Raw genomic sequence first — 22,434 nt, 5'->3', positions numbered from 1 at the left:
GCGTGCCGATTACCGCAAGGGGTAAAGTTGTTCTTTAGGCTTATCTTCTTATGGCAAAGAAAAAAACCACCGCAAAGAAATCAAATATTTTCGCGCCATTACTACGGGCAGTTGGTTGGCTTTGGCGGTTAATTGCAAAAGGATTAGGCAATTCAATCCGCTTTATTTTTAGATCCTCTCAGGAGTTAGATCCTGCGCATCAACGAGATGGTGTGGCGTTTTTTATCTTTATCTTGGCATTAATTTCAGCTGCTGGGGTTTGGTTTGATCTAAATAATCTCTTAGGAGGAGGGATATACGCATTTCTTTTTGGTGGGGTAGGGGTCTTGGCCAATGCGGTTCCAGTGCTGCTTATTTATTTTGCCTACCGATTGTTTAAATCAGCTGATGATTCTGGGGATATTGGTCGAATCAGCATCGGCGCATTATTGCTAATAATTAGCACCACCGCCCTTGCACATATTATTAATGGCTCAACAGGGACTGGTGCTACTGCAATGCGTGAAGGTGGTGGCTGGATTGGCTATGGCATCTCCACTGGCCTGGTTGCATTAGTAACCTCTGTGCTTGCTATTCCTATTTTGATAATTTTTTTGATCTTTGGCGTGCTGGTAATAACTAAAACACCAGTCTCTAAGGTTTTTACGCAGATTGGTAAGTTATTTACCTTAGGTAGATCTGGCATCAGCAGCGCACGGGCACGTCGAGCAGAGCGATTAGTTGCGCAAGATTTTGAAGTAAGTGAAACCCCGCCATTTGAATCACCACTGGTTAAGGATTTAGTGGAGGAGTTTGAACCTGCTCAATTAGATTATGAGGTTGAGTTAGGTGATTTTGATGAGATCACTCAGAAAATTCCCCGAATCAATAAGCCGGCAAAGAGCGAGAGTATTCGCCCCCAGCAATTGCTTTTGTCCTCAGATGTTAAGTATGAATTACCACCTGCAGATTTACTAAGAAGTGGACCAGCTGCAAAAGGCAAGTCAAAGGTAAATGAGACTGTAGTTACCGCCCTTAAACAAGTTTTTGAACAGTTTGAGGTTGATGCGCAAGTTACTGGATTTATGCGTGGACCAACGGTGACTAGGTATGAGGTGGAGTTGGGTAATGGCGTGAAGGTAGAGGCGATCTCAGCACTTTCAAAAAATATTGCTTATGCAGTAGCAAGTGGTGAGATAAGAATCCTCTCACCTATCCCCGGTAAATCTGCGGTTGGAATTGAGATACCAAACTCAGATCGAGAGATAGTGGCATTAGGTGATGTACTCAGATCACCAGTTTCAGGTAGTGATACCCACCCAATGTTGATTGCATTAGGTAAGGATGTTGAAGGGTTATTTCTTTGTGCAAACCTCGCAAAAATGCCGCACTTATTAGTGGCAGGTGCAACTGGTGCTGGTAAATCTTCCATGATTAATTCATTGGTAGTTTCAATATTAATGCGGGCTACTCCCGATGAGGTCCGGCTGGTATTAATTGATCCTAAACGGGTGGAGTTAACAAACTACGAAGGTGTGCCGCATTTAATCGCGCCAATTATTACCAACCCTAAGAAAGCAGCTGATGTATTGGCTTGGGTAGTACGCGAGATGGAGATGCGTTATGACGATCTGTCAGTATTTGGATTTAGACATATTGATGATTTTAATAAAGCGGTAAAAGCTGGCAAGGTCTCACCACCTGCTGGTACTGATCGCACCCTTGAGCCTTATCCATACCTTTTAGTGATAGTAGATGAGTTAGCTGATCTAATGATGATTGCAGCCCGAGAGGTTGAAGAATCAATTGTTCGAATTACCCAATTAGCTAGAGCTGCAGGTATTCATTTAGTGCTTGCGACTCAGCGGCCAAGTGTTGATATTGTCACTGGATTAATAAAGGCAAATGTGCCATCAAGGCTTTCATTTGCAACTAGTAGCTTGGCTGATTCCAGAGTTATTTTAGATACCCCAGGCGCTGAAAAACTTGTTGGTCAAGGAGATGGATTATTTCTACCAATGGGCGCAAGTAAACCGGTTCGAATTCAAGGAGCCTATGTTTCAGAAAGAGAGATTGAGGCGGTGGTCAATCATGTTAAATCTCAACTCCAACCTGTCTATCGAATTGATTTAAATGCCCCAGTTAAATCTAATCTGATTACTGATGATGTGGGCGATGATCTTGACCTGCTATTAGAAGCCATTCAATTAGTTGTTTCCACGCAATTTGGATCAACCTCTATGTTGCAGCGAAAGTTACGAGTTGGCTTTGCCAAAGCTGGGCGATTGATGGATTTAATGGAGAGTCGGGGGATTGTGGGTCCAAGTGAAGGGTCAAAAGCTAGAACGGTTTTGATTAACGCAGAGCAAATGCCAGATGTATTGGAGTCGATTAGAGGAAACTAGTCATTCACTTTTCTCTTTTTCGGAGGGGTGAGTTAGCGGGTGAAATATTAAATTTTCCCAATTGTTAGGGTGCTGACCCCCAAAAGTTGCCATAAAAATATTGCTAAAACCTCAGTTGAAGTCTTACCCTTATGCTCCCCAAAGTGAACGGTAATTCTTATGGCAGAGATTTCCTTATTGCAACAAGCTCGCGAGGCTGCTAATTTAACCGTTGAACAAATTGCAAATCAAACAAATATAAGAGCTGCAATCATTAGAGATTTAGAAAATAATTCTGTTGAGCAGTGCGGTGGTATTGCCTACGCTCGGGGACACCTAAGAGCTATTGTTAAGTTAATTAACCAAAAATCGGCGAAGAGTAAAAATGTAAATGCCGATGAGATCGTTGCCCAATTTGAAGCAGTGCAAGGATTAGACAGCAGAAGTATTATTGAAAAATTAGATGCTGAAAATGTTGCTGAAAAGCCAAAAGAGAAGAAGCGAATTAAGTTTGGCACCCTAGCCTCTATCTCCGCTGCAGTACTTAGTATTGGTTTTATTGCTCAGATTGCCATAAATAACGTATCTACAATCAATGAAAATTTAAGTTCAACTCTTACCTCATCAGCTAATGGACCAACTGTGGAAAAAAATGTGGCAGCCATCACTATGCCTGCTGGGGTAAATTTAGTAATCAGCGGTGTTGATGGCAAAAGTTGGATTGGTCTTACAAATGCCAATGGCGAATCAGTTTTTAACGGTCAAATCACTGCTGGAGAGTCAATGACCTTTACTGATCCACAAATGATAAAGGCGGTAATTGGAAATGCCGGCGCAGTTGCTTTAAAAGTAAATGGCTCTGATTTAGGAGTGGCTGGGGCTAATGGTGAGGTTGTTCGCTTAGATTTTGGTGCAAATCAGTCGCTGTAATTTTCTAGGTTAGAAGTTTCATCAACCCCTGCAGGGTATCCTTAGTACATAGTGAGTTCAAAAATAATCAATGAAAAAAAGTTGCGCACAGTTGCGTTGGTTACTTTGGGTTGCGCCCGTAATGAGACTGACTCTGAGGAGTTAGCTGGCAGGTTGGCTGCTGATGGCTGGCAATTGGTTTCAGATCCAGCAAAGGCTGAGATCGCCGTTATTAATACCTGTGGATTTATTGAAAATGCAAAGAAGGACTCAATTGATGCATTAATTCAAGCTTCATCTCTTAAGAGTAATGGGGTGACAAAGGCGGTGGTTGCAGTTGGTTGTATGGCTGATAGGTATGGTACTGAGTTGGCAAGTGAGATGTCTGAGGCCGATGCAATTCTTAGCTTTGATGATTACAAAGATATCTCTGCCAGATTACATACAATTATTGAGGGCGGTAAGGTAAAAACGCACACCCCCAGAGATCGCAGAGCTTTACTGCCAATAGCACCGATCGAACGTGCTAATACTCGAGAGCTATCAAATATAGATGTAAAACCTTTGGGCACAGTTCTGCGCAAGCGGCTAGATAATGCACCCATTGCGCCATTGAAGATCGCCAGTGGTTGTGATCGCAGATGCTCATTTTGTGCCATCCCTTACTTTCGTGGTTCATTTATTTCCCGCAAGCCAGATGAGATTATTGAAGAGGCCAAATGGTTGGCAGATAATGGCGTTTCAGAGTTATATCTAGTTAGTGAGAACACCACCTCCTACGGCAAGGATTTTGGTGATCTAAAGATGATGGAAAAGTTGCTGCCTGAGCTATCAAAAATATCGGCAATTAAGCGGATCCGCTTGTCTTATCTACAACCTGCAGAGGTTAGGCCATCATTACTGCAGGCAATGGTTTCAGTAGAAAAGGTAGTTCCTTACTTCGACCTATCCTTTCAACATGCAAATGCAGATTTGCTAAGAAGCATGCGCCGATTTGGTGATGGTGAGAAATTTCTGCAATTAATTTCACAAATTAGGGCGCTCAATCCGCAGGCTGGAATTAGATCTAATTTTATTGTGGGATTTCCGGGGGAGAGTGATCAGCAATTTATGGAGTTGGTGGAGTTTTTAGCCAACGCTCAATTAGATGCAATTGGTGTCTTTGGCTACTCCGATGAGGATAAGACAGAGGCAATGGAGTTGGGAAATAAGATAAGTGGTGAGGTAATTAAAGAACGGGTGAGTGAGTTATCAACCATAGTTGATGAGTTAATTACTGAACGCGCCCAGATGCGAATCGGTGAGAAGATTTCAGTTCTGATTGAGGATGAGGCGGAGCAGGAGGGTAGGGCTGAGCATCAAGGACCTGATGTAGATGGTTCAACTTTTATTAAATCCCGTAACAAGTTTCTAGTAGGTGAGTATGTTGATGCCATGGTTAGTGATGTGGCAGGGGTTGATCTGATAGCGCAGGTTTTATGATAAATCTTGCGCGGCCAAATCTGCCAAACACACTCACGATACTTCGCATACTTGCTCTGCCAATTTGTGCTTATGCGTTATTCAAAAGTGGTGGCGATGATGCTAATTGGCGAATTATCGCCTTTACTCTCTTTTTTGTTGTGGGATTAAGTGACGTATTAGATGGCAAAATTGCCAGGGATCGAAATCAAATTACTGAATTTGGTAAGTTGTTGGATCCAATTGCAGATAAAGCGATGCTAGCAACTGCAACCATAGGCGCATCGATGTTGGGTCTACTATCTTGGTGGGTCACTGGCATATTTTTAATCCGTGAGGTGGCGGTAACAGTTCTAAGATTTGCAGTAATCAAAGCTGGGGTTATCCCGGCAAGTCGTGGTGGAAAGCTAAAAACCTTCTTTCAAAACTTCGGGGTAGGCTTTTATATTTTGCCGTTGCCTGAGGGTTTATTTCTTCCCCGAGATATCTTCATGGGGGTTGCTATTTATCTAACAATTGCAACTGGGGTGGATTACTTTAGGCGAGTTCTTAAAAAATGAGTGAGCAATTATTGGCTAAAGCGGTCATTAAGTTATTGGCTAAAAGTAAAAGCACATTATCAGTTGCTGAATCAGTCACCGCAGGCGGATTGGCAAGCGCCTTAACTGAGGTAGCTGGTGCTTCCCAGGTATTTCTGGGCGGAGTTATTGTTTACTCCGATGAGTTAAAGGTTTCACAATTAGGAGTAAGTAAATCTGATTTAAAGAGATACACCGCAGTGTCAGAGGAGGTTGCGATTGCAATGGCGCAAGCAGCTTGTAAGAAATTCAAATCGGATTTTGCGATCTCAACTACTGGCGTAGCAGGACCAGGGGCAGCTTATGGACAAAAAGTGGGAACCGCCTGGGTGGGCCTTGCCAGCAAAAAAACCTCCTTTGCAGTGGCTTTATCCTTGGCTGGTGATCGCAATTCCATTCGCCACGCCATTATTAATAGCGCATTGGCAGCCCTAGAGCGTACTCTTAAGCCGTGATACTTCTTCGAACCCATATTGGTAGTGCACTTCGTGCTGCCCGAATTGAGCAAGATCGCACTTTGCGCGATGTTGCAAAGAGTGCTCGAGTCTCACTTGGTTATCTATCTGAGGTTGAGCGTGGTCACAAAGAGGCATCTAGTGAGTTATTAAATGCAATTTGTTCAGCCCTTGATCTATCACTTTCCACAATCTTGGTTGATGTTGCCACTGTGGTTAAAACCCACGAATCCCCAGTATTAACAATCTCGACTTTGCAAGTGGTAGAGACCGCAGCTTAAGTTGTCTGCCGAGCCGGCGCTTAATTACGCCCGCCAAATTGCAACAAGCAATAAATCTCGAGCCGCTATTTTTGCTGGCGCAAAATCAGTAATTGCTGAGGTCGGCAATTATCAATCAAATATTTCCGATATCGCACTTCGCTCGCAGGTATCAAAGGCAACTATTTATAATCAATTTGCTGATAAGGCAGAGATGGTGGAGTGTTTAGTTGAATCTGAGGTACTAAGGCTCACTGCAGCTGCGCTCGCAGCACCCTCTAGGCAGGCGGCGCTGGAGATACTTTCTATCTCAATTAGCCAAGATTTGGCCTTACGCAGATTAGTTGAAACAGATCCGACTGATGTTGCAAAATTAGTGAGCATTACCGATCATCCCACCTGGCTACTGGTCCATCAAAGTATTGCAAAGATATTTGGCGCAGACTCTGCTGCTTGTGGCCTGATATTAAGGTGGCTAATTGGTCAGATCGCTTCACCAATTACCCAAGAAGAGTCGTTAGCCCAATCAAAGCGATTGGCTACCTCACTTTTTAATTAAAAGATGAGAATTTCCGAGCTGCGCAATCGATTGGCGGCGTACCTGCCAGATCCAGATACCTACGCCAGGGATACCATCCACTCCGAGCTGGGCGGAATCAGTGTTAATGATGCAATTGCGATTGGTATGGAGCCAGATGAGATCTGGCGGGCGGTTATTCGCCATAACCCTTCGATGCCTGAGAAATACAAATAACGGCGTGTCCTAACCGAGTTTTATCCTTTCGAACAGTTGTTCGATACAATAAGCGTGCCCAACCAGAGCGGTTCCACAGTTCCGCTGGCACCTCGTGCCAGCCGTCAGTGAGCTTCCGTACCTTCTGGACCGAACAATATGACCTCGCCTTAGGAGTTGAAATCCCTAGAGCTGGTCAAGGAGATGAAAGGAAGTAAATCAACTATGGCCTCTGCAAATAGAGAACCACAAGATGATAAGAAAGAAGATAAACGATCTAGTGATCGTGCTAAATCCCTAGATACCGCCCTTGCCCAAATCGAGCGTCAGTTCGGTAAAGGATCGATAATGAAAATGGGAGATCGCAAAGCTGTTGCCATGGAGGTTATTCCAACTGGCTCAGTTGCATTAGATATCGCACTCGGCGTTGGTGGCTTACCACGAGGCCGTGTTGTTGAGATCTATGGCCCAGAATCATCAGGTAAAACCACAGTGGCTTTGCATGCAATTGCTAATGCCCAAAAAGCTGGTGGTATTGCAGCATTTATTGATGCTGAGCACGCCCTTGATCCAGAGTATGCAAAGAAACTTGGCGTTGATATTGATGCGCTGTTGGTTTCTCAGCCAGATACTGGTGAACAAGCACTTGAAATTATGGATATGTTGGTTAGATCAGGAGCAATTGATATTGTCGTAGTCGACTCAGTTGCTGCTTTAGTACCAAGAGCTGAAATTGAAGGCGAGATGGGTGACTCCCATATGGGCCTACAAGCTCGTCTGATGTCACAAGCACTTCGCAAAATGACTGGTGCACTTCACCAATCAAAGACCACCGCCATATTTATCAATCAGTTGCGCGATAAAATTGGTGTCTTCTTTGGTTCACCTGAAACTACAACTGGTGGAAAGGCACTTAAGTTCTACGCCTCAATTCGGATGGATGTTCGTCGAATTGAAACCTTAAAGGATGGCCAAGAGGCGGTTGGTAATAGAACTCGAGTCAAGATTGTTAAAAACAAGGTTGCCCCACCATTTAAGCAAGCAGAGTTTGACATCATTTATGGTGTTGGAATCAGCCGTGAGGGATCCTTAATTGATCTTGGTGTTGAAGCTGAGATTGTTAAGAAATCTGGTGCTTGGTTCACCTACGAGGGTGATCAACTAGGACAGGGCAAAGAAAATGCCCGGGCTTTCTTAATTGATAATCCAGATCTTGCTAATGAGATTGAAAAGAAGATCCGCGCATCATATGTGCCGGCCGAGGTTGATCCTGCACTAGTTGCAGCGGTTGATGAGGCAACAGCTGATGTTGAGTTCTAACCTTTAAAATCAATTAATACACCTTGAAAAAATCTCAAGAGGTAGTAGCTGATCCCTACTCCGAGGCGATGTCAATTGCGTTATACGCACTTGCCCCTCGCGCAAAGAGTAGGGATGAGTTATTTAAGCAATTATTAAAACGTGGGATTGACCGCGAGATTGCCAACTCAGTTTTAGATTCCCTGGAGTTGCAGGGTTTATTAAATGATCTTGAGTTTGCCAAATTATGGTCAGAGTCTCGCCAACGCAGTAAGAAGCTAAGTAAGCGGGTGATTGCTGGTGAGCTGCGTGGAAAAGGTGTATCACAGGATGTGATTAATGAGGTGATTGAAAGTATTGATGATGAAACTGAGTACCACCAAGCATTTTTGTTGGCGCAGCGAAAATACAACAGTATCCGCCATTTAGATCCAGAGGTGATCTATCGAAGGATCTCTGGGCTTTTGGCCCGTAAAGGATATGGCCATGGCATCTGCGCAAAAATTATGCGGGAGTTAACTGACGGTAATTAGCAAGTAGAATTAGGCGCATGCCTACATTTGTAGTTGAAACCTACGGTTGCCAGATGAATGTCCATGATTCGGAGAGAATTGCGGGTTTGCTACTAGATGCTGGCTACACCCAAGCGTTGGCTGATACCCAACCAGACTTAGTTGTTTTTAATACCTGCGCAGTTAGAGAGAATGCAGATAACAAACTTTACGGAAATCTCTCATTTTTAGCACCTCGTAAGAAAAGTGATCCCAACTTTCAAATTGCTGTGGGTGGTTGCATGGCGCAAAAGGATCAAGATGCAATCATTAAACGAGCCCCTTATGTAGATGTGGTTTTTGGAACTCACAACATAGGCTCTCTGCCAGTATTGCTAGAGCGGGCAAGAATTGAAGAGGCATCTCAAGTTGAGATCAAAGAGTCCCTAGAACATTTCCCATCCACACTGCCGGTAAAGCGTGATTCAGCTTTTTCGGCCTGGGTTTCAGTATCAGTTGGCTGCAATAACACCTGCACATTTTGTATCGTGCCACAGCTACGGGGAATTGAAAAAGATCGCCCAATGGCGCAGATTATGAAAGAGGTGCACTCCTTAGTTGATCAAGGAGTAATTGAGATTACCTTACTTGGTCAAAATGTTAATGCTTATGGAGTTGATTTTGGTGATCGATCAGCCTTTGCTAACTTACTTAAAGAGTGTGGAAAAGTTGATGGTTTAGAGCGAGTTAGATTCATGTCCCCTCATCCAAGAGATTTCACCGATGATGTAATTGAGGCAATGGCGCAGACAAAAAATGTTATGCCACATCTTCATATGCCGTTGCAATCAGGCAGTGACAAAGTCTTACAACTTATGCGCAGGTCTTATCGACGGGAGAGGTATTTCGGAATTATTGATCGGGTGAGAAAAGCAATGCCCGCTGCAGCTATCACCACCGACATAATTGTTGGATTTCCAGGAGAAAGTGATGAGGATTTTGCACAAACCATTGATTTGGTTAAGCAAGTCAGATTTTCTGCTGCCTACACTTTTCAGTATTCAAAGCGACCAGGAACTCCGGCGGCCACTATGCCTGATCAGATTCCAGATGAAGTAATGGCTGATCGATATAACCAGTTGCATAAGATTCAACAAGAAATTTCTAGGCAGGAGAATGAGCGGTTAATTGGCAAGCGGATTGAACTGCTTGTTTCCGGGCATGAGGGGCGACATGATCTTGACCAAAACCGTATGAACGGGCGCAGCGCAGATTTTAGATTGACGCATTTTGATAACTCAGCACAAACTGCCAGAGCAGGTGATTTGGTTGAAGTTGAGGTGGTGCAAGCTTTTGCAAATCACATTGTTGCAGGGGCGCCAATTAATGTGAAAAAAACTAAGGGTGGGGATGCACATGCCACTTGGATGGCTGAAAAAGGTGATAAAAAGATTTTATTGGGAATTCCAACCTTAGCTGCGCTGAAATCTTTATAGCTTGATGAGTTTAGTAATAATCTGCGGGGCAACTGCAACTGGAAAAAGTGATTTAGCAGTAGCAGTAGCTCAGCAACTAAATGCTGAGATTATCAACGCTGATTCGATGCAGGTATACAAAGGTATGGATATTGGAACTGCAAAGTTATCGATTGCAGAACGTTTAGGAGTTCCCCATCACCTAATTGATGTTTTGGATATCAAAGATGAGGCTAATGTTTCTTGGTATCAAAACTTAGCTAGAGAAAAAATCGATGATCTAGTGAGCTCAGGTAAAAATGTGGTGGTTGTTGGTGGTACTGGTTTGTATATAAAATCGATATTAGATGATTTGAATTTTCCAGATACTGACCCAATAATTCGTCAACAAATTACTGATGAAGCTGAAAAAGTTGGCAATGATGTGATGCATCAGAAATTATCAAAATTGGATCCAGCAGCAGCCCTTGCAATTCCAAAAGAGAATATTCGCCGGATTATCAGAGCACTTGAGGTGATTGAGTTAACTGGAAAACCATTTACCGCCAATCTGCCAAGGCAAGAAAGTAGTAAGTATCCAAATGCCAAGCAGTTTGGTCTAGTGCTTGATCGGGTGAATCTGGATGAAAAAATTGATATGCGGGTTGAGGCAATGTGGGCGAAGGGATTTGCCCGCGAGGTTTTACAATTGATGAATCAGGGTTTAGCCCAAGCAACCACCGCCAAAATGGCGCTTGGCTACAGCCAGATTATGAGTTTTTTAAATGGTGAGTGTGATGAAGATTTTGCAAAGACTGAAACAAAACGTGTTACTCGTGCTTATGCCAGAAGGCAGGAAACCTGGTTTTCTCGAGATCAGCGAATTAAGTGGTTAGCACCAGCAACCAAGCAAGTACAGCTAGAAAAAGTATTGGCTAGTATTAATTAATGATAAAAGCCACCTACGGTCATGGCACGCATAATGATTTTGTATTAGTTTTTGATGAAAATGATGAAATTATTTTTACGCCAGAGCAGATTAAACGTATTTGTGATCGTAAGAATGGTGTTGGTAGTGATGGCTTAATTAAGATAGTAAAAAAAGATGGTGCTTGGTTTATGGATTATGCCAACGCCGATGGTTCAGTGGCTGAGATGTGCGGCAATGGTATTCGGGTGATGGCTCGATATTTAACCGATCGCGGACACCAACCCAGTGGGATATATGCAATTAATACTCGCGACGGACGAAAGTTTTTGTCAGTGCCAGAGGCGGGTGATATTTCAGTAAATATGGGACAAGTTTCTCAGGTTTCAGGAGAGGTCTTTGTATCTGTTAATGGGAGTACTTTTACTGGATTAAATATAGATATGGGAAATCCGCATGCTGTGTTTTTTGTTGATGATTTAGCTTCAGTTGGAGATTTGAGGCAAGCACCAATCGTTACACCCGCTGACGAGTATCCCGAGGGTGTAAATATTGAGTTTGTTAAATTCCTAGAAGGTAACAAAATTCAAATGCGGGTGCATGAGCGCGGAGTGGGTGAGACGCAATCTTGTGGTACCGGAACTTGCGCAGTGGCACTTGCAGCTACTATCAAAAACGGAAAATCACTACCAATTAAGTGGGAGATTAACCCACCAGGTGGGCGCTTATTTGTTGAAATTGATGGTCATAGCAATGCAACTTTAACCGGCCCGGCGCAGTTGATTAAAGAGATTGAATTGGATAAGTATTTGTGAGTGATAAAGGAATTGGTAATGGTGATGGTTTAGAGATTGATATTGACACTTTAATTCGAGAAAACGCTCAAGCTGTTGCTGATTACGAGTTAGCAGATTCTCCACAAAGTAGTAATCAAGATTTACAGGATCGGCAAGCACTCCGGCGAGTCAGTGGATTGTCTACAGAATTACAGGATGTCTCGGATGCTGAGTACCGGCAATTACGCCTTGAAAAAGTTGTACTAGTTGGTGTCTGGACTGAGGGAACATCAAAAGATGCCGATAATTCAATTAAAGAGTTGGCTGCGTTGGCAGAGACTGCTGGCTCGCAGGTAATGGAGGCGCTAATTCAACGAAGAGATAAGCCTGATGCTGCCACCTTCATTGGATCTGGAAAAGTAGCAGAGGTTAGGCAAGCAGTTGTTGCGACTGGGGCAGATACAGTGGTTTGCGATGGGGAGTTATCACCGGCACAACTTAGAACTTTAGAACAAAAAGTAAAGGTCAAAGTTATTGATCGCACTGCGTTAATTTTGGATATTTTTGCGCAGCATGCAAAAAGCAGAGAAGGTAAAGCCCAAGTTGAGCTGGCACAGATGTCTTATATGTTGCCAAGACTTCGTGGTTGGGGTGAATCTTTGTCACGCCAAGCAGGAGGTATCGGTGGACGAGGCCCTGGTGAAACAAAGATTGAAACTGATCGTCGAAGAATTAATGACAAAATGGCGAAACTGCGGCGTGATATTAAGGATATGAAAACCTCGCGTGATACCAAGCGAAATGAGCGAAGAAGAAAAAATATCCCATCGGTGGCTATTGCTGGCTACACAAATGCTGGCAAATCCTCCTTATTAAATAGATTAACTGGTTCAGATGTACTTGTTGAAAATGCGCTATTTGCAACCTTAGATCCCACTGTCAGAAAGACACAAAGTGAAGATGGACGTATTTATACCTACACCGATACCGTTGGATTTGTTCGCCATCTGCCGCATCAGTTAGTAGAGGCATTTAAATCAACACTTGAAGAGGTCTCACAATCAGATTTAATCGTGCATGTGGTAGATGGTTCACACCCAGATCCATTTGAACAAATAAGAGCGGTGCGTGAAGTCATCAACGAGATTGGTGGCGGTGAAATTATGGAGATTATTGCTGTCAATAAAGCAGATATTGCAGCTCCTGAGGTGTTGATGGAGCTGTTGCGAAAAGAGAGTAATGCTTACGCGATTTCAGCTAGAACTGGCTATGGAGTTCCGGCTTTAACTAAAGCCATTGAATCTCACTTGCCTAAGCCAAAAGTTGAAATCAATGCAGTTATTCCATTTGATCGGGGAGATTTGGTGAGTTTAATTCATGAACAAGGTGAGATTATTTCCGAAGAGTATCTACCAGAAGGAACAAAAATACATGCAATGGTTGGGGGAGCATTAGCTAGAAAAATTGAGATGCTAGTGGTTAATTCTTAAACTATAAAACCATTTGGAAACGGATCTGTCGGATCTAGCATCCAAGTCGCTTCGCCCATTACCCAAGCCCTACCAGTTACGGTAGGAACAATTGCTGGTAGTCCACCAACAGTTGTATGTTCTTTAACTCTGCCTTCAAATTGTGAGCCAATCCAAGACTCATTAATTAGAACATCCGAATCTTTAAATTCATTTCGAGCAACCATTTGTGCCAGTCTGGCACTAGTTCCAGTTCCACATGGAGATCTATCAAACCAGCCAGGATGAATTGCCATGGCATTTTTCCAGTGCAGTGGATTTTTACCTGGTGAAATAAAATCAATATGGTGGCACACTGCAATATCGGCATTTTCAGGATGTACAGGCCTATTTTGCTGATTTATTGCATCACTTACCGCCAAGCCAGCGGCGAGAAACTTATCGCCATTTTCATGTTTAAATTCAATTCCAATTCGGTCGACCGGAATGATGGCATAAAAATTTCCACCGAAAGCCATATCGTATTTAATTTTTCCAAAACCAGGGACATCAACAATTTGGTCAATTTGATATGAAAACGAAGGCACATTGGTCAAAGTGACCTTTTCAGCTTTGCCATTTTTTACTTGCACATCAACAACTACTAAGCCAGCAGGGGTGTCTAGCCGAACAGTTGTAATTGGCTCATTTACCTGCACTAATCTCTTCTCAACTAAAACTGTGGCAACTCCAATAGTTCCATGCCCACACATTGGTAAACACCCTGACACCTCGATAAATACCACCCCCCAGTCAGCATCTGATCTAGTTGGTTTTTGCAGAATTGCACCGCTCATTGCCGGGTGACCCCTTGGTTCATACATTAACCACTGGCGCAGGTGATCCATATGCTGCATAAAATACAAACGTTTTTCAAACATTGTTTTTCCAGGAATTTCATCAATACCACTAGTTACTACCCTAGTTGGCATACCCTCAGTATGCGATTCAACCGTCGTAACGGTGCGCAAAGAATTTTTCAATGAATTACTTTCTATTTTTATAGAAATCTAATACTTGTTTTATGTCCTTGTTTAGTTGTGCTAAATCTGCTGCTGGCAATGGCAGACGAGGCAATCTGGTTGGTCCTCCATAGCGACCTACGGCATCCATGGCTACTTTGATTGCTACTATAAACTCTTTTCTACTATCCCAATGAAATAAATTATGCACTGCTGCATAAATTGGCTTTGCCTCAGCGTACTTTCCAGCTAAACAAAGATTATAAAGTTCAACTGACTCTTTTGGTAGTGCGTTGGGAAATCCAGCAATCCAACCAACTACACCACCAGTTGATAACTCAAGTAGAACATCATCAGCACCTACTAATACTTCAATTCGGGGAGCGTAGTGATGCAGTTGCCAAACTCTGCGCACATCTCCTGAAAACTCTTTAATTGCAACCACATTTTCAGCAGCTTCGGCGATTCTGCCAACTAGTTGTGGAGTTAAATCAACCTTGGTATCAAAAGGATTGTTATATGCAATTATTGGTAATCCAACCTTGCTCACCTCTTTGTAGTGAGCGATGATCTCTTCATCATTTGCTCGATAGGCGGTTGGCGGCAAGAGCATTACGCATTTTGCGCCCATTTGCGCTGCCTGCTCAGTCCATCTTCGCGATTCACTCGCTCCATAAGCGGCGACACCTGGAACAACATTGAAGCCAGCCGGCGCGGCATCAAGTGCGGTTTTTAATACTTTGGTTCGCTCCTCTGGCGTTAATACCTGGTACTCGCCAAGTGAGCCATTTGGAATCGCACCATGTACTCCGTTGGCCGCTTGCCATTTAATGTGCTCAGCATATTTATCGTAATCAATTGAAAGGTCAGCTTTGAAGGGGAGCGCTGTTGCGGTTAAAACTCCATGCCATGGCTTTGAAGTTGTCATAGATAAATCTTATTCACCCGCTGCTAATACGCCAAGTGGAATTGGAGAAATAATTGGCCTATTCACCGCAGATATTCTGTCGGTATCAGTAGGTGAGATTTTGATTTCATCAGCAACTAAATCAACAACTGATCTACCACATACTCTGCCCTGGCACAGTCCCATTCCGCATCTTGTTAGTAATTTTGCAGTTCGTGAATCAGTAGCCCCTAACTCTTTGATTGCATGTTTCAAATCCGATAAGTCAACCTCTTCGCATCGACATATGACTGTTTGATCATTAAGCCAAGATTTCCAGCCCGATTTGACTGGGTATGACTTGATCAATGCGTCGGCAAATCTTTGTTTCTTGGCTCGGCGTTTGCGGTGGGCTTTTAATATATTTACATTACAACCTACATACTTTGCCGCTGCCAGCCCAGCAATTACTCCCTCTGCCATCGAAAGTTCAGATCCGCCAATACCAGTTATTTCACCAGCAGCGAATACTCCTGTGATCGAAGTTTGCTGGTCATCATTTACTAAAACTACTACGCCATCATCTTTAGCAATTACCTGCTCACATCCGAGGGCGCCGGCAATTGATGTATCTGCGGTAAAGCCCCAGCCAATTGCAGCCACATCACATTTAACATTTCTAATCTTTTTTATTTTAAAATTCCGATTAATAACTGCAATATCAACTGAATTTAACTCACCATTATCTCCTCGGTGGGCTGCAACAACAGCTTGGCCAAATCTGGCTCGGAGCTTGCCTTCACTGATGATTTTTATATAGTAGAAAGCTTCTTTAATTTTTGAGATATTTTCAAGCAATGTTAACGGTGAAAGTAACCAACGACGGGATTTATTGGCTTCAAGTAATTCAAGAACTGTTCCACCAGATTTGATTACACCTGCTGCTACCGGCAATAAAAATGGGCCACTGCCCGCAACTACAACTTTTTTACCAGCAAGCACCCCATGCCCTTTTAAGAGTGACTGAACCCCACCAGGTGTCATAACTCCTGGAATATCCCACCCTGGAAATGGCAAGGTGCGATCATATGCACCGGTACAAATCACTAGATTCTTGGTATTAATAATCTTTTCAATACCTTGATAAATAACTCTTAAGGTATTTACACCCTGCTGATGAGAAGCACTCCAAATCTGTGCTCCCGACCAGACCTCTATATCTTTGCGAGCTTTAACAGCATTCATTAAAATTAATCCTGTATCTAAATCAAAGTGCTGAGATCGCTCACGATCAGTATCTTCAGTAAATGTCCGCCAGTACTGCCCACCTAATCTAGGATTATTGTCTAGCAATAAAACTGGCGCACCGGCTGCAGCTGCAGATAGTGCAGCACTTAAACCTGCAGGCCCGGCGCCAATAATTACGACATTATGCATTTGAGCCCACCTGCGTTTGAACTTTCATTCCTGGTTTTACCTCAACGATGCAAGCCCGCTGGTTTGTAATGCCATCGATTACGACCAAACAGTCAAAACAAACTCCGATACCGCAAAAAACTCCACGGGAATTTTGGTCAAATCTTGTGGTTCGAAGTTTACGCACATCTGCGGCAAGTAAGGCAGCGCCAACTGATTGACCACTTTTTGCAGAGATAATTTGGTCATCAAATGTAAACTGAAGATCAGATTGCGACATGAACACTTTCCTTAAACCGTTTAGGCGAAAATGGTGTGGGATCCATAAAGGTTTTATTACCAGTAATTTGGGCAGTAATTAACTCACCAGTTGCTGGTGCTAAACCAATTCCTGCTCCTTCATGACCTGCTGCATGCCACAACCCCGCCACATTTGCATCTTCGCCAATTACTGGCAGATGATCTGGTGCATAGGGTCTAAATCCCCGATAGGCACGTAGAAATAGCATGTTTGAAAGAATTGGAAAGAGAGATATCGCCTGTCTTGCTAATTGGCGCAGAACTGCAACATCAAGATCTGATTTGAAACCTACTCGCTCGCGAGAGGCACCAATCAAAATCGTTCCACTTTCAGTTCCTTCAACTACTGCCGAAGATTGCAGATCAGCATCACTGCTTGCAACATTTGCGACATAATCGGCGTCATAAACCTTATGGTGGACAATTTTTGGGACTGGAGAGGTCACCAGGATAAATCCTCGCCTAGGCATTATTGGCAGATAGGAACCGGCCATCGTTGCGATCTCACCAGCCCATGTTCCAGTCGCATTAATGATAATTGGGCAAGAGTAATTATTTTTGTCAGTTTTTAATCCAACCACTTTGCCTGATGAAATATTGATTGATTTAACATTTTCACCTTGGATAAACTGACCACCACGTTTTCTCACCGCACGCATAATTTGTGCAGCAGCCAGCATTGGTTGGCATTGAGCATCACCTGGATAGAGAACGGCATACTCAACTGATGATGAAATAAATGGCTCAATCTTTCTGACTTCAGCTGCATCTAATTCAACAACTTCAATTCCACTTGTTTTTTGTATCTGCGATAGTTTTTTTAGGCTTGCGATACCTTTTTCACTACGTGAAACCACCACTCCACCTTTTGGTTCAAGTTCAAACCCTCCACCAATATCTGTATTTAACTCAAACCAAGCGTCGCGAGATCGAACTGCCAAGGTTAATTCAGCGCTTGGTTCCTTATCTGAGACCAAGATATTTCCTTCACCAGCCCCGGTAGTACCACTGGCAACTGGACCACGATCAATGACTAGAACTCTGAGTCCGGCATTTGTAAGGGATAAAGCGGAGCAGGCGCCAACTACTCCGGCGCCAATCACGATGGCATCAGGGTTTTTCATGACACAAATCTACTGTCAGTACCCCGTGTTTAACTATTAGTAGTGGGTAACCTCACCAAAGAAAAGGAGCAGCGTGTACACAATAAACCTAATATCAATTCCAGTTGTCCTCTTTATTGCCTGGGCAAAAGGTAGGGGATTAATCCGTTGGGCCTTGATCGCCTACCTATTTGGATTTTGGTCATTAATCCTTTTGTTTTTAGTAAAAAATCGGCCAATTAAGCTTTATCAAACTCCTCAATTTTTGAAGGATGTAGTTACAGCCCGTGCTTTTGAAAAGAGATTAAAAAAGATTAAGTATCCACTTGATCTACAAAAAGAAATTTAGTTTTCCACAATTTTTGCAACTGTTAAATAAATCAACTCCTAATCAGGTTTGATTGGCTTATGTTTGATTTCAATATTAATACTGAACAAAAAAAAGGAGTATTAATTATCTTTGCACTTACAATTGGGCTCGCTGGTTTCTATTTCCTGAACTCTCGTCCGCAAGCAGAAAGTATTGCAATTCAAGAGGTAGTTCCCATGGTTGCACCAGTAGCGCCCGCTGATCTAATAATAAATGTTGCGGGCAAAGTGAGAAATCCAGGTGTCTATCAATTACCGCCAGGATCTAGGGTGATTGATGCGATCAAAGCAGCTGGTGATCAACTTAAAGGTGTTGATATCAGCGATATAAATCTAGCTAGAACCTTAGTTGATGGCGAGCAGATCTTAGTTGGTGGGGTGAAGTATTCATCAGGTAAGGCGGTGGTAAAAAAAATCTCACCTGATAATCCACTTGATATCAATCGAGCGACATTGGCTCAATTAGACACTTTACCCGGAATTGGACCAGTAACTGCTGGGCGAATTATTGATTATCGCAGCAAGGTCGGACGGATTAATGCCTTAGATGAGTTAAAGAAAATATCTGGATTAGGCGGTTCCAAATTCGAAGAGATCAAAATTTTGCTACGAGTTTCATAGATTATCGATTACTAGTAATCAGCTGCACACTTTGGTGCAGCGCCGCAGTGACTAACTTATTGCCAAATATTAAAGCAGTATCGCTAATTTTTTTGTTCGTGCTTCTGCTTATTTATCGAAGTAAATCAATCGCAATTCTCTTGGTTGCGGCAATTGTCGGTATTACTGTTGTTGGTTTTCGACAGGCAGCACTTAATAATCAACTAATTCAAAGCAAAATTGGCAGTTCGGTATCTGTTGAAGGTGTTATCCATAGTGATCCAGTTTTTAAATCAGGAAAGGTCAATGGCTCTTTTAGGTCTAATAGCCAATATAGCTGCTTATTCAAGGTGACCAGGATTGATGGCGCAGGGATAGATCTTCCTTTAAGACTCAAATTTGATACAAAAAATAAGCTGCAAATTGATCAAATGGTATCGATGAAAGTAAAGGTAGTGAAAACTAAGGAGCGAAAAGTGGCAGCTTTAGTAATTGCAAGCGGTGAGATTACAATCATTAAACAACCTAAGCGACTATTTCAGTTAACCTCAGAGATAAGAAAAGATTTTAGAAATCTAGCCCCAAAAACTTCAGTAGGTGCTTTGATCCCAGGATTAGTTATAGGTGACACATCCTTGCAAAGTGAGGTCTTTACTGAGCAGATGCGTCGAGTCGGGCTTTCTCATTTAACGGCAGTTAGCGGTGCTAACTTTGCACTTGTCGCCTCTTTTTTGTTCTGGCTGTTGCAATTTGTGGTTAGAAACTTGAAGCACCGACTGCAACTTGTATTCCTCATCCTTCTGCTCTTCATATTTCTAGTCAGGCCAACTCCATCGGTGTTGCGAGCAGCGGTAATGACGGCGGTGGTGCTGCTTGCTAAATTTTTTGGTAATAAATCATTAGGTATACCATCACTTGCAGCTGCGATAACTTTATTGATTTTGCTAGATCCATTGCAATCTATCGACCCTGGCTTTGTGCTGTCAGTTCTAGCTACTGCTGGGATCTTGTTACTTTCACCAGTAATTGAGCAGAAACTAGCTCGGTATGTAAGTACCGAATGGATTGCTCAAGGAATTTCTATTCCGGTAAGTGCAACAGTATTTTGTTTACCGATTATTGTGCTGCTATCTGGGCAGCTATCACTTGTGACAGTGCCTGCAAACATTTTAGTGGCACCGGTAATTGCACCCATCACTGTACTTGGCTTTATATCTGCGATGTTTTCGCCATTTTCAACGGCAGTAGCCCAACTCTTGTTTGCCATAGCTACACCTTTTGCTAGCTGGATTGTATTTGTTAGCAACCTAATGGCAGATGTACCGATTATTTCTTTTAATCAAAGTGGAGTATTTCTCTGCCTATTCTTATTAGCACTTATTGCAGTTATCAAAAGGCGGCCACAGATCACTGCACTAATTCTCATCATATTTATTGGTCAGGTTATTTTCTCAGCACAAATGTGGCCAGGAAAAGGTTGGCAGGTAGTAAATTGCGATGTCGGGCAAGGTGATGCTTTGGTAATAAACCTTGGCAGCGCGAATGCAATATTGGTAGATGTGGGTCCAGAGCCGATCAAAATTGATCGCTGCTTGCGAAGGTTAGGTATTAAATCCATTCCACTTTTAATTCTTACTCATTTTCATGCTGATCATGTCGGTGGAGTATCGGCGGTGTTGAAAAATAGAAAGGTGGGGCAGGTTTGGATTTCAAATCTTTCAGAGCCAGCCGGCTCATACAAATCTACGATGGCGCAATTGACTGGGTTAAATGTGAAGGTGGTAAACCAAGGAGAAGAGTATTTGCTCCCAGATTTTGGTGCTCAGATATTTGTTGTTTGGCCGGCATCAAGCCTGGATGCAATGCCGGTGCTACCAGGTGATGGCTCTGCTGCTAACAACTCCAGTGTTTCAGTAATAATTAAAACAAATAAGTTCTCACTCTTTGCTGGTGGAGACATTGAACCGGCAGCTCAAGAGGCGATTACTAACTCGGGTTATCTGAAAAAAGTTGATTACTTAAAAGTTTCGCATCATGGCTCTGCATACCAATATTTGCCCATGCTGGATCAACTGATGCCAAAGGTTGCGATTATCAGCGTTGGTATTAACAACTCTTATGGGCATCCATCTGGGCAATTCATTGATCAAATGCAGCGCAGGGGAATCCAAGTCTGGCGCACAGATCATTCTGGTGGGATTTCACTTGCCACACCTAATAAGATCAGGGTTACTGGAAAAGAATGGTGGCAAATTAGGTGGGGTTAGTTTTAATCCAAGGCGCAGAGGGTTTGCTCGCTGATCGGGCTGTGGCGGAAGTAATCGCTGAAAATTCAGCAGCACAAGTTACTAATATTTCAATTGAGGATATTGAAATTGGCTTCATTACCGATGCCTTAGCACCCTCACTTTTTGGAGACCAAAGAATTGTAGTAATCAAAGAGATTCAAGATTTAGACTCTGATTGTGGTGATGAAATAATCGATTATCTTGAAAATCAAGATGAGTCAGTAACTCTTGTCCTTTGGCACAAAGGTGGCGTCAAGGGCAAAGCCTTGGTTGATAAAATAAAAAAAGCTGGCGCTCAGATTGTTTCGGCTGAAGCGATAAAAAAAGAGAGTGAAAAATCAGAATTTGTTCGCTCAGAGTTTAAGCGATTAGGCAGGAAAATAACCCCAGCTGCAGTTCAGGCATTAATTGATTCACTCGGAAGTGATCTGCGCGAGCTAGGTGGAGCTTGTACGCAGTTGGCAAGTGATGTGGCGCTTCAGAAGATAATTGATGAAGATGATGTCACCGCCTATCAGCAAGGTCGGGTTGAAAGTACTGGTTTTGATGTTGCAGATGCAGCCCTTGACGGAAATACAGCTATCGCCATAATTAATTTAAGAAATGCCCTTGCTACTGGCACTGACCCAGTTTTGATTGTGAGCGCCTTAGCCGCTTCGTTTCGCACGCTTGCAAAAGTATCTGGTGAATCTCGCAGTGTTAAATCCTATGAGTTGGCGCAAACTTTGGCGTTGCCACCTTGGCAGATTGATAAAGCCCGTAGGCAATTAATTGGTTGGAGTGAGAATGCAATGGCAAGAGCGGTGATAGCAATTGCAGGTGCTGACGCTGATATTAAAGGTGCCGCGGCAGATCCAAAATACGCCCTTGAGAGGGCGATAATGACGGTTTGTGCTGCCAAAGGCAGTAAGTAATCAGGCTCAGTTTGAGCGTAATGGCCCTGCGCTGATACCCTTCCGTTCTTATTAAATGTGTATTTAATATAATTGACGAGAAAAGGTAATTAACAGTGGCAAACATCAAGTCTCAAATCAAACGTATTCGCACCAACAACAAGGCGCAGGATCGCAATAAGGCTTATCGATCAGCTTTGCGCACTGCAATACGTAGATTTCGCGATGCAGTTTCATCTGGTGATGCCGCAAAAATCAAAACTGAATTTAAAGATGCATCTCGTTCATTAGATATGGCTGTTTCAAAAGGTGTTATTCATGCCAATAATGCAGCTAATAAAAAGTCAGCTATGGCTAAATTAGCCAACAAAGCTGGCGTTCGTTAATTTTCTAGAAACTGCG

General features: G+C 43.0%; 24 protein-coding genes. 19 read left to right on the top strand and 5 right to left on the bottom strand.

The annotated features are described in order from the left end of the window. Nucleotides 1-50 precede the first annotated feature (50 nt). The 14 genes from B1s21160_RS04235 (at nucleotide 51) to hflX (ending at nucleotide 13,197) form a co-directional block, all read left to right on the top strand. Complete coding sequence (locus tag B1s21160_RS04235; protein WP_041887959.1) at nucleotides 51-2,384, top strand: FtsK/SpoIIIE family DNA translocase; 2,334 nt, start codon at nucleotides 51-53, stop codon at nucleotides 2,382-2,384. A gap of 159 nt (nucleotides 2,385-2,543) precedes the next feature. Continuing rightward, on the top strand, nucleotides 2,544-3,293 hold the full coding sequence (locus tag B1s21160_RS04230) for a helix-turn-helix domain-containing protein (RefSeq protein ID WP_095672528.1): 750 nt from the start codon (nucleotides 2,544-2,546) through the stop codon (nucleotides 3,291-3,293). A gap of 51 nt (nucleotides 3,294-3,344) precedes the next feature. Continuing rightward, the gene (gene rimO / locus B1s21160_RS04225) at nucleotides 3,345-4,754 is read left to right on the top strand and encodes a 30S ribosomal protein S12 methylthiotransferase RimO (RefSeq protein WP_095672527.1); all 1,410 of its coding nucleotides are present in this window, start codon (nucleotides 3,345-3,347) and stop codon (nucleotides 4,752-4,754) included. Further along, entirely contained in the window at nucleotides 4,751-5,293 is a 543-nt protein-coding gene (gene pgsA / locus B1s21160_RS04220; protein WP_095672526.1) for a CDP-diacylglycerol--glycerol-3-phosphate 3-phosphatidyltransferase, read from the top strand. Before rimO ends, pgsA begins: the two co-directional genes overlap by 4 nt. Beyond that, entirely contained in the window at nucleotides 5,290-5,766 is a 477-nt protein-coding gene (locus tag B1s21160_RS04215; RefSeq protein WP_095672525.1) for a CinA family protein, read from the top strand. The genes pgsA and B1s21160_RS04215 overlap by 4 nt, the downstream gene beginning before the upstream one ends. After that, nucleotides 5,763-6,047, top strand: coding sequence for a helix-turn-helix domain-containing protein (locus B1s21160_RS04210; protein WP_041887767.1), 285 nt, complete (start codon nucleotides 5,763-5,765; stop codon nucleotides 6,045-6,047). Before B1s21160_RS04215 ends, B1s21160_RS04210 begins: the two co-directional genes overlap by 4 nt. Nucleotide 6,048: 1 nt before the next feature. After that, complete coding sequence (locus tag B1s21160_RS04205) at nucleotides 6,049-6,585, top strand: TetR/AcrR family transcriptional regulator (protein WP_095672524.1); 537 nt, start codon at nucleotides 6,049-6,051, stop codon at nucleotides 6,583-6,585. A 3-nt stretch (nucleotides 6,586-6,588) separates the two neighbouring features. Next, on the top strand, nucleotides 6,589-6,780 hold the full coding sequence (locus tag B1s21160_RS04200; RefSeq protein ID WP_095672523.1) for a DUF3046 domain-containing protein: 192 nt from the start codon (nucleotides 6,589-6,591) through the stop codon (nucleotides 6,778-6,780). Nucleotides 6,781-6,984: 204 nt separating this feature from the next. Beyond that, nucleotides 6,985-8,079: a recombinase RecA gene (gene recA / locus B1s21160_RS04195; RefSeq protein WP_095672911.1), complete on the top strand. Its 1,095-nt coding sequence runs from the start codon at nucleotides 6,985-6,987 to the stop codon at nucleotides 8,077-8,079. Between the two features lie 23 nt (nucleotides 8,080-8,102). Continuing rightward, nucleotides 8,103-8,591: a regulatory protein RecX gene (locus B1s21160_RS04190; protein WP_223297930.1), complete on the top strand. Its 489-nt coding sequence runs from the start codon at nucleotides 8,103-8,105 to the stop codon at nucleotides 8,589-8,591. A 17-nt stretch (nucleotides 8,592-8,608) separates the two neighbouring features. Further along, nucleotides 8,609-10,045 (top strand): tRNA (N6-isopentenyl adenosine(37)-C2)-methylthiotransferase MiaB, encoded by a 1,437-nt coding sequence (miaB, locus tag B1s21160_RS04185; protein ID WP_095672522.1) that lies wholly within the window; start codon nucleotides 8,609-8,611, stop codon nucleotides 10,043-10,045. A gap of 4 nt (nucleotides 10,046-10,049) precedes the next feature. Beyond that, entirely contained in the window at nucleotides 10,050-10,952 is a 903-nt protein-coding gene (miaA, locus tag B1s21160_RS04180) for a tRNA (adenosine(37)-N6)-dimethylallyltransferase MiaA (protein ID WP_095672521.1), read from the top strand. Next, nucleotides 10,952-11,746, top strand: a complete 795-nt coding sequence (dapF, locus tag B1s21160_RS04175; protein ID WP_041887772.1) for a diaminopimelate epimerase — start codon at nucleotides 10,952-10,954, stop codon at nucleotides 11,744-11,746. The genes miaA and dapF overlap by 1 nt, the downstream gene beginning before the upstream one ends. Next, a complete protein-coding gene (hflX, locus tag B1s21160_RS04170; protein ID WP_095672520.1) occupies nucleotides 11,743-13,197 on the top strand; it encodes a GTPase HflX in 1,455 nt (484 codons plus the stop codon). The genes dapF and hflX overlap by 4 nt, the downstream gene beginning before the upstream one ends. Here hflX and B1s21160_RS04165 read toward each other — a convergent pair. From B1s21160_RS04165 to B1s21160_RS04145, 5 genes are read right to left on the bottom strand one after another with little or no spacing between them, the layout of a single operon-like run. Next, nucleotides 13,194-14,198, bottom strand: coding sequence for a proline racemase family protein (locus B1s21160_RS04165; RefSeq protein ID WP_095672519.1), 1,005 nt, complete (start codon nucleotides 14,196-14,198; stop codon nucleotides 13,194-13,196). The two genes, hflX and B1s21160_RS04165, sit on opposite strands and share 4 nt — an antisense overlap. A 4-nt stretch (nucleotides 14,199-14,202) precedes the next feature. Then, nucleotides 14,203-15,105 carry a dihydrodipicolinate synthase family protein gene (locus B1s21160_RS04160; protein WP_041887778.1) on the bottom strand — a complete coding sequence of 301 codons (903 nt, stop codon included), beginning with the start codon at nucleotides 15,103-15,105 and terminating at the stop codon, nucleotides 14,203-14,205. 9 nt (nucleotides 15,106-15,114) lie between these two features. Next, nucleotides 15,115-16,500, bottom strand: coding sequence for an FAD/NAD(P)-dependent oxidoreductase (locus tag B1s21160_RS04155; RefSeq protein WP_095672518.1), 1,386 nt, complete (start codon nucleotides 16,498-16,500; stop codon nucleotides 15,115-15,117). Continuing rightward, entirely contained in the window at nucleotides 16,493-16,759 is a 267-nt protein-coding gene (locus tag B1s21160_RS04150; protein WP_095672517.1) for a (2Fe-2S)-binding protein, read from the bottom strand. Before B1s21160_RS04150 ends, B1s21160_RS04155 begins: the two co-directional genes overlap by 8 nt. Then, entirely contained in the window at nucleotides 16,746-17,903 is a 1,158-nt protein-coding gene (locus B1s21160_RS04145) for an NAD(P)/FAD-dependent oxidoreductase (RefSeq protein ID WP_095672516.1), read from the bottom strand. Before B1s21160_RS04145 ends, B1s21160_RS04150 begins: the two co-directional genes overlap by 14 nt. A gap of 73 nt (nucleotides 17,904-17,976) precedes the next feature. On the opposite strand from B1s21160_RS04145, the gene B1s21160_RS04140 reads away from it, so the two are divergent. The 5 genes from B1s21160_RS04140 (at nucleotide 17,977) to rpsT (ending at nucleotide 22,418) form a co-directional block, all read left to right on the top strand. After that, nucleotides 17,977-18,231: a hypothetical protein gene (locus B1s21160_RS04140; RefSeq protein WP_041887783.1), complete on the top strand. Its 255-nt coding sequence runs from the start codon at nucleotides 17,977-17,979 to the stop codon at nucleotides 18,229-18,231. Between the two features lie 59 nt (nucleotides 18,232-18,290). Next, nucleotides 18,291-18,872, top strand: a complete 582-nt coding sequence (locus B1s21160_RS04135; protein ID WP_095672515.1) for a ComEA family DNA-binding protein — start codon at nucleotides 18,291-18,293, stop codon at nucleotides 18,870-18,872. Nucleotides 18,873-18,931: 59 nt separating this feature from the next. Then, complete coding sequence (locus B1s21160_RS04130; RefSeq protein ID WP_223297929.1) at nucleotides 18,932-21,118, top strand: DNA internalization-related competence protein ComEC/Rec2; 2,187 nt, start codon at nucleotides 18,932-18,934, stop codon at nucleotides 21,116-21,118. Continuing rightward, entirely contained in the window at nucleotides 21,109-22,053 is a 945-nt protein-coding gene (holA, locus tag B1s21160_RS04125) for a DNA polymerase III subunit delta (RefSeq protein ID WP_095672513.1), read from the top strand. The genes B1s21160_RS04130 and holA overlap by 10 nt, the downstream gene beginning before the upstream one ends. Before the next feature lie 95 nt (nucleotides 22,054-22,148). Next, nucleotides 22,149-22,418, top strand: a complete 270-nt coding sequence (gene rpsT / locus B1s21160_RS04120; protein ID WP_041887546.1) for a 30S ribosomal protein S20 — start codon at nucleotides 22,149-22,151, stop codon at nucleotides 22,416-22,418. The last annotated feature ends 16 nt before the right edge of the window (nucleotides 22,419-22,434 follow it).

The sequence above is a fragment of the Candidatus Nanopelagicus hibericus genome (assembly GCF_002288005.1).
GTDB lineage: Bacteria > Actinomycetota > Actinomycetes > Nanopelagicales > Nanopelagicaceae > Nanopelagicus > Nanopelagicus hibericus.
Note: the sequence above shows the minus strand (reverse complement) of the source record. Positions and strands in the feature narration are given on the sequence as shown.

Coding starts and splice junctions, on each gene's coding strand:
- B1s21160_RS04235 (WP_041887959.1), top strand. CDS start 51: ATGGCAAAGAAAAAAACCACCGCAAAGAAATCAAATATTTTCGCGCCA.
- B1s21160_RS04230 (WP_095672528.1), top strand. CDS start 2,544: ATGGCAGAGATTTCCTTATTGCAACAAGCTCGCGAGGCTGCTAATTTA.
- pgsA (WP_095672526.1), top strand. CDS start 4,751: ATGATAAATCTTGCGCGGCCAAATCTGCCAAACACACTCACGATACTT.
- B1s21160_RS04215 (WP_095672525.1), top strand. CDS start 5,290: ATGAGTGAGCAATTATTGGCTAAAGCGGTCATTAAGTTATTGGCTAAA.
- B1s21160_RS04200 (WP_095672523.1), top strand. CDS start 6,589: ATGAGAATTTCCGAGCTGCGCAATCGATTGGCGGCGTACCTGCCAGAT.
- recA (WP_095672911.1), top strand. CDS start 6,985: ATGGCCTCTGCAAATAGAGAACCACAAGATGATAAGAAAGAAGATAAA.
- miaB (WP_095672522.1), top strand. CDS start 8,609: ATGCCTACATTTGTAGTTGAAACCTACGGTTGCCAGATGAATGTCCAT.
- miaA (WP_095672521.1), top strand. CDS start 10,050: ATGAGTTTAGTAATAATCTGCGGGGCAACTGCAACTGGAAAAAGTGAT.
- dapF (WP_041887772.1), top strand. CDS start 10,952: ATGATAAAAGCCACCTACGGTCATGGCACGCATAATGATTTTGTATTA.
- B1s21160_RS04160 (WP_041887778.1), bottom strand. CDS start 15,105: ATGACAACTTCAAAGCCATGGCATGGAGTTTTAACCGCAACAGCGCTC.
- B1s21160_RS04155 (WP_095672518.1), bottom strand. CDS start 16,500: ATGCATAATGTCGTAATTATTGGCGCCGGGCCTGCAGGTTTAAGTGCT.
- B1s21160_RS04150 (WP_095672517.1), bottom strand. CDS start 16,759: ATGTCGCAATCTGATCTTCAGTTTACATTTGATGACCAAATTATCTCT.
- B1s21160_RS04145 (WP_095672516.1), bottom strand. CDS start 17,903: ATGAAAAACCCTGATGCCATCGTGATTGGCGCCGGAGTAGTTGGCGCC.
- B1s21160_RS04135 (WP_095672515.1), top strand. CDS start 18,291: ATGTTTGATTTCAATATTAATACTGAACAAAAAAAAGGAGTATTAATT.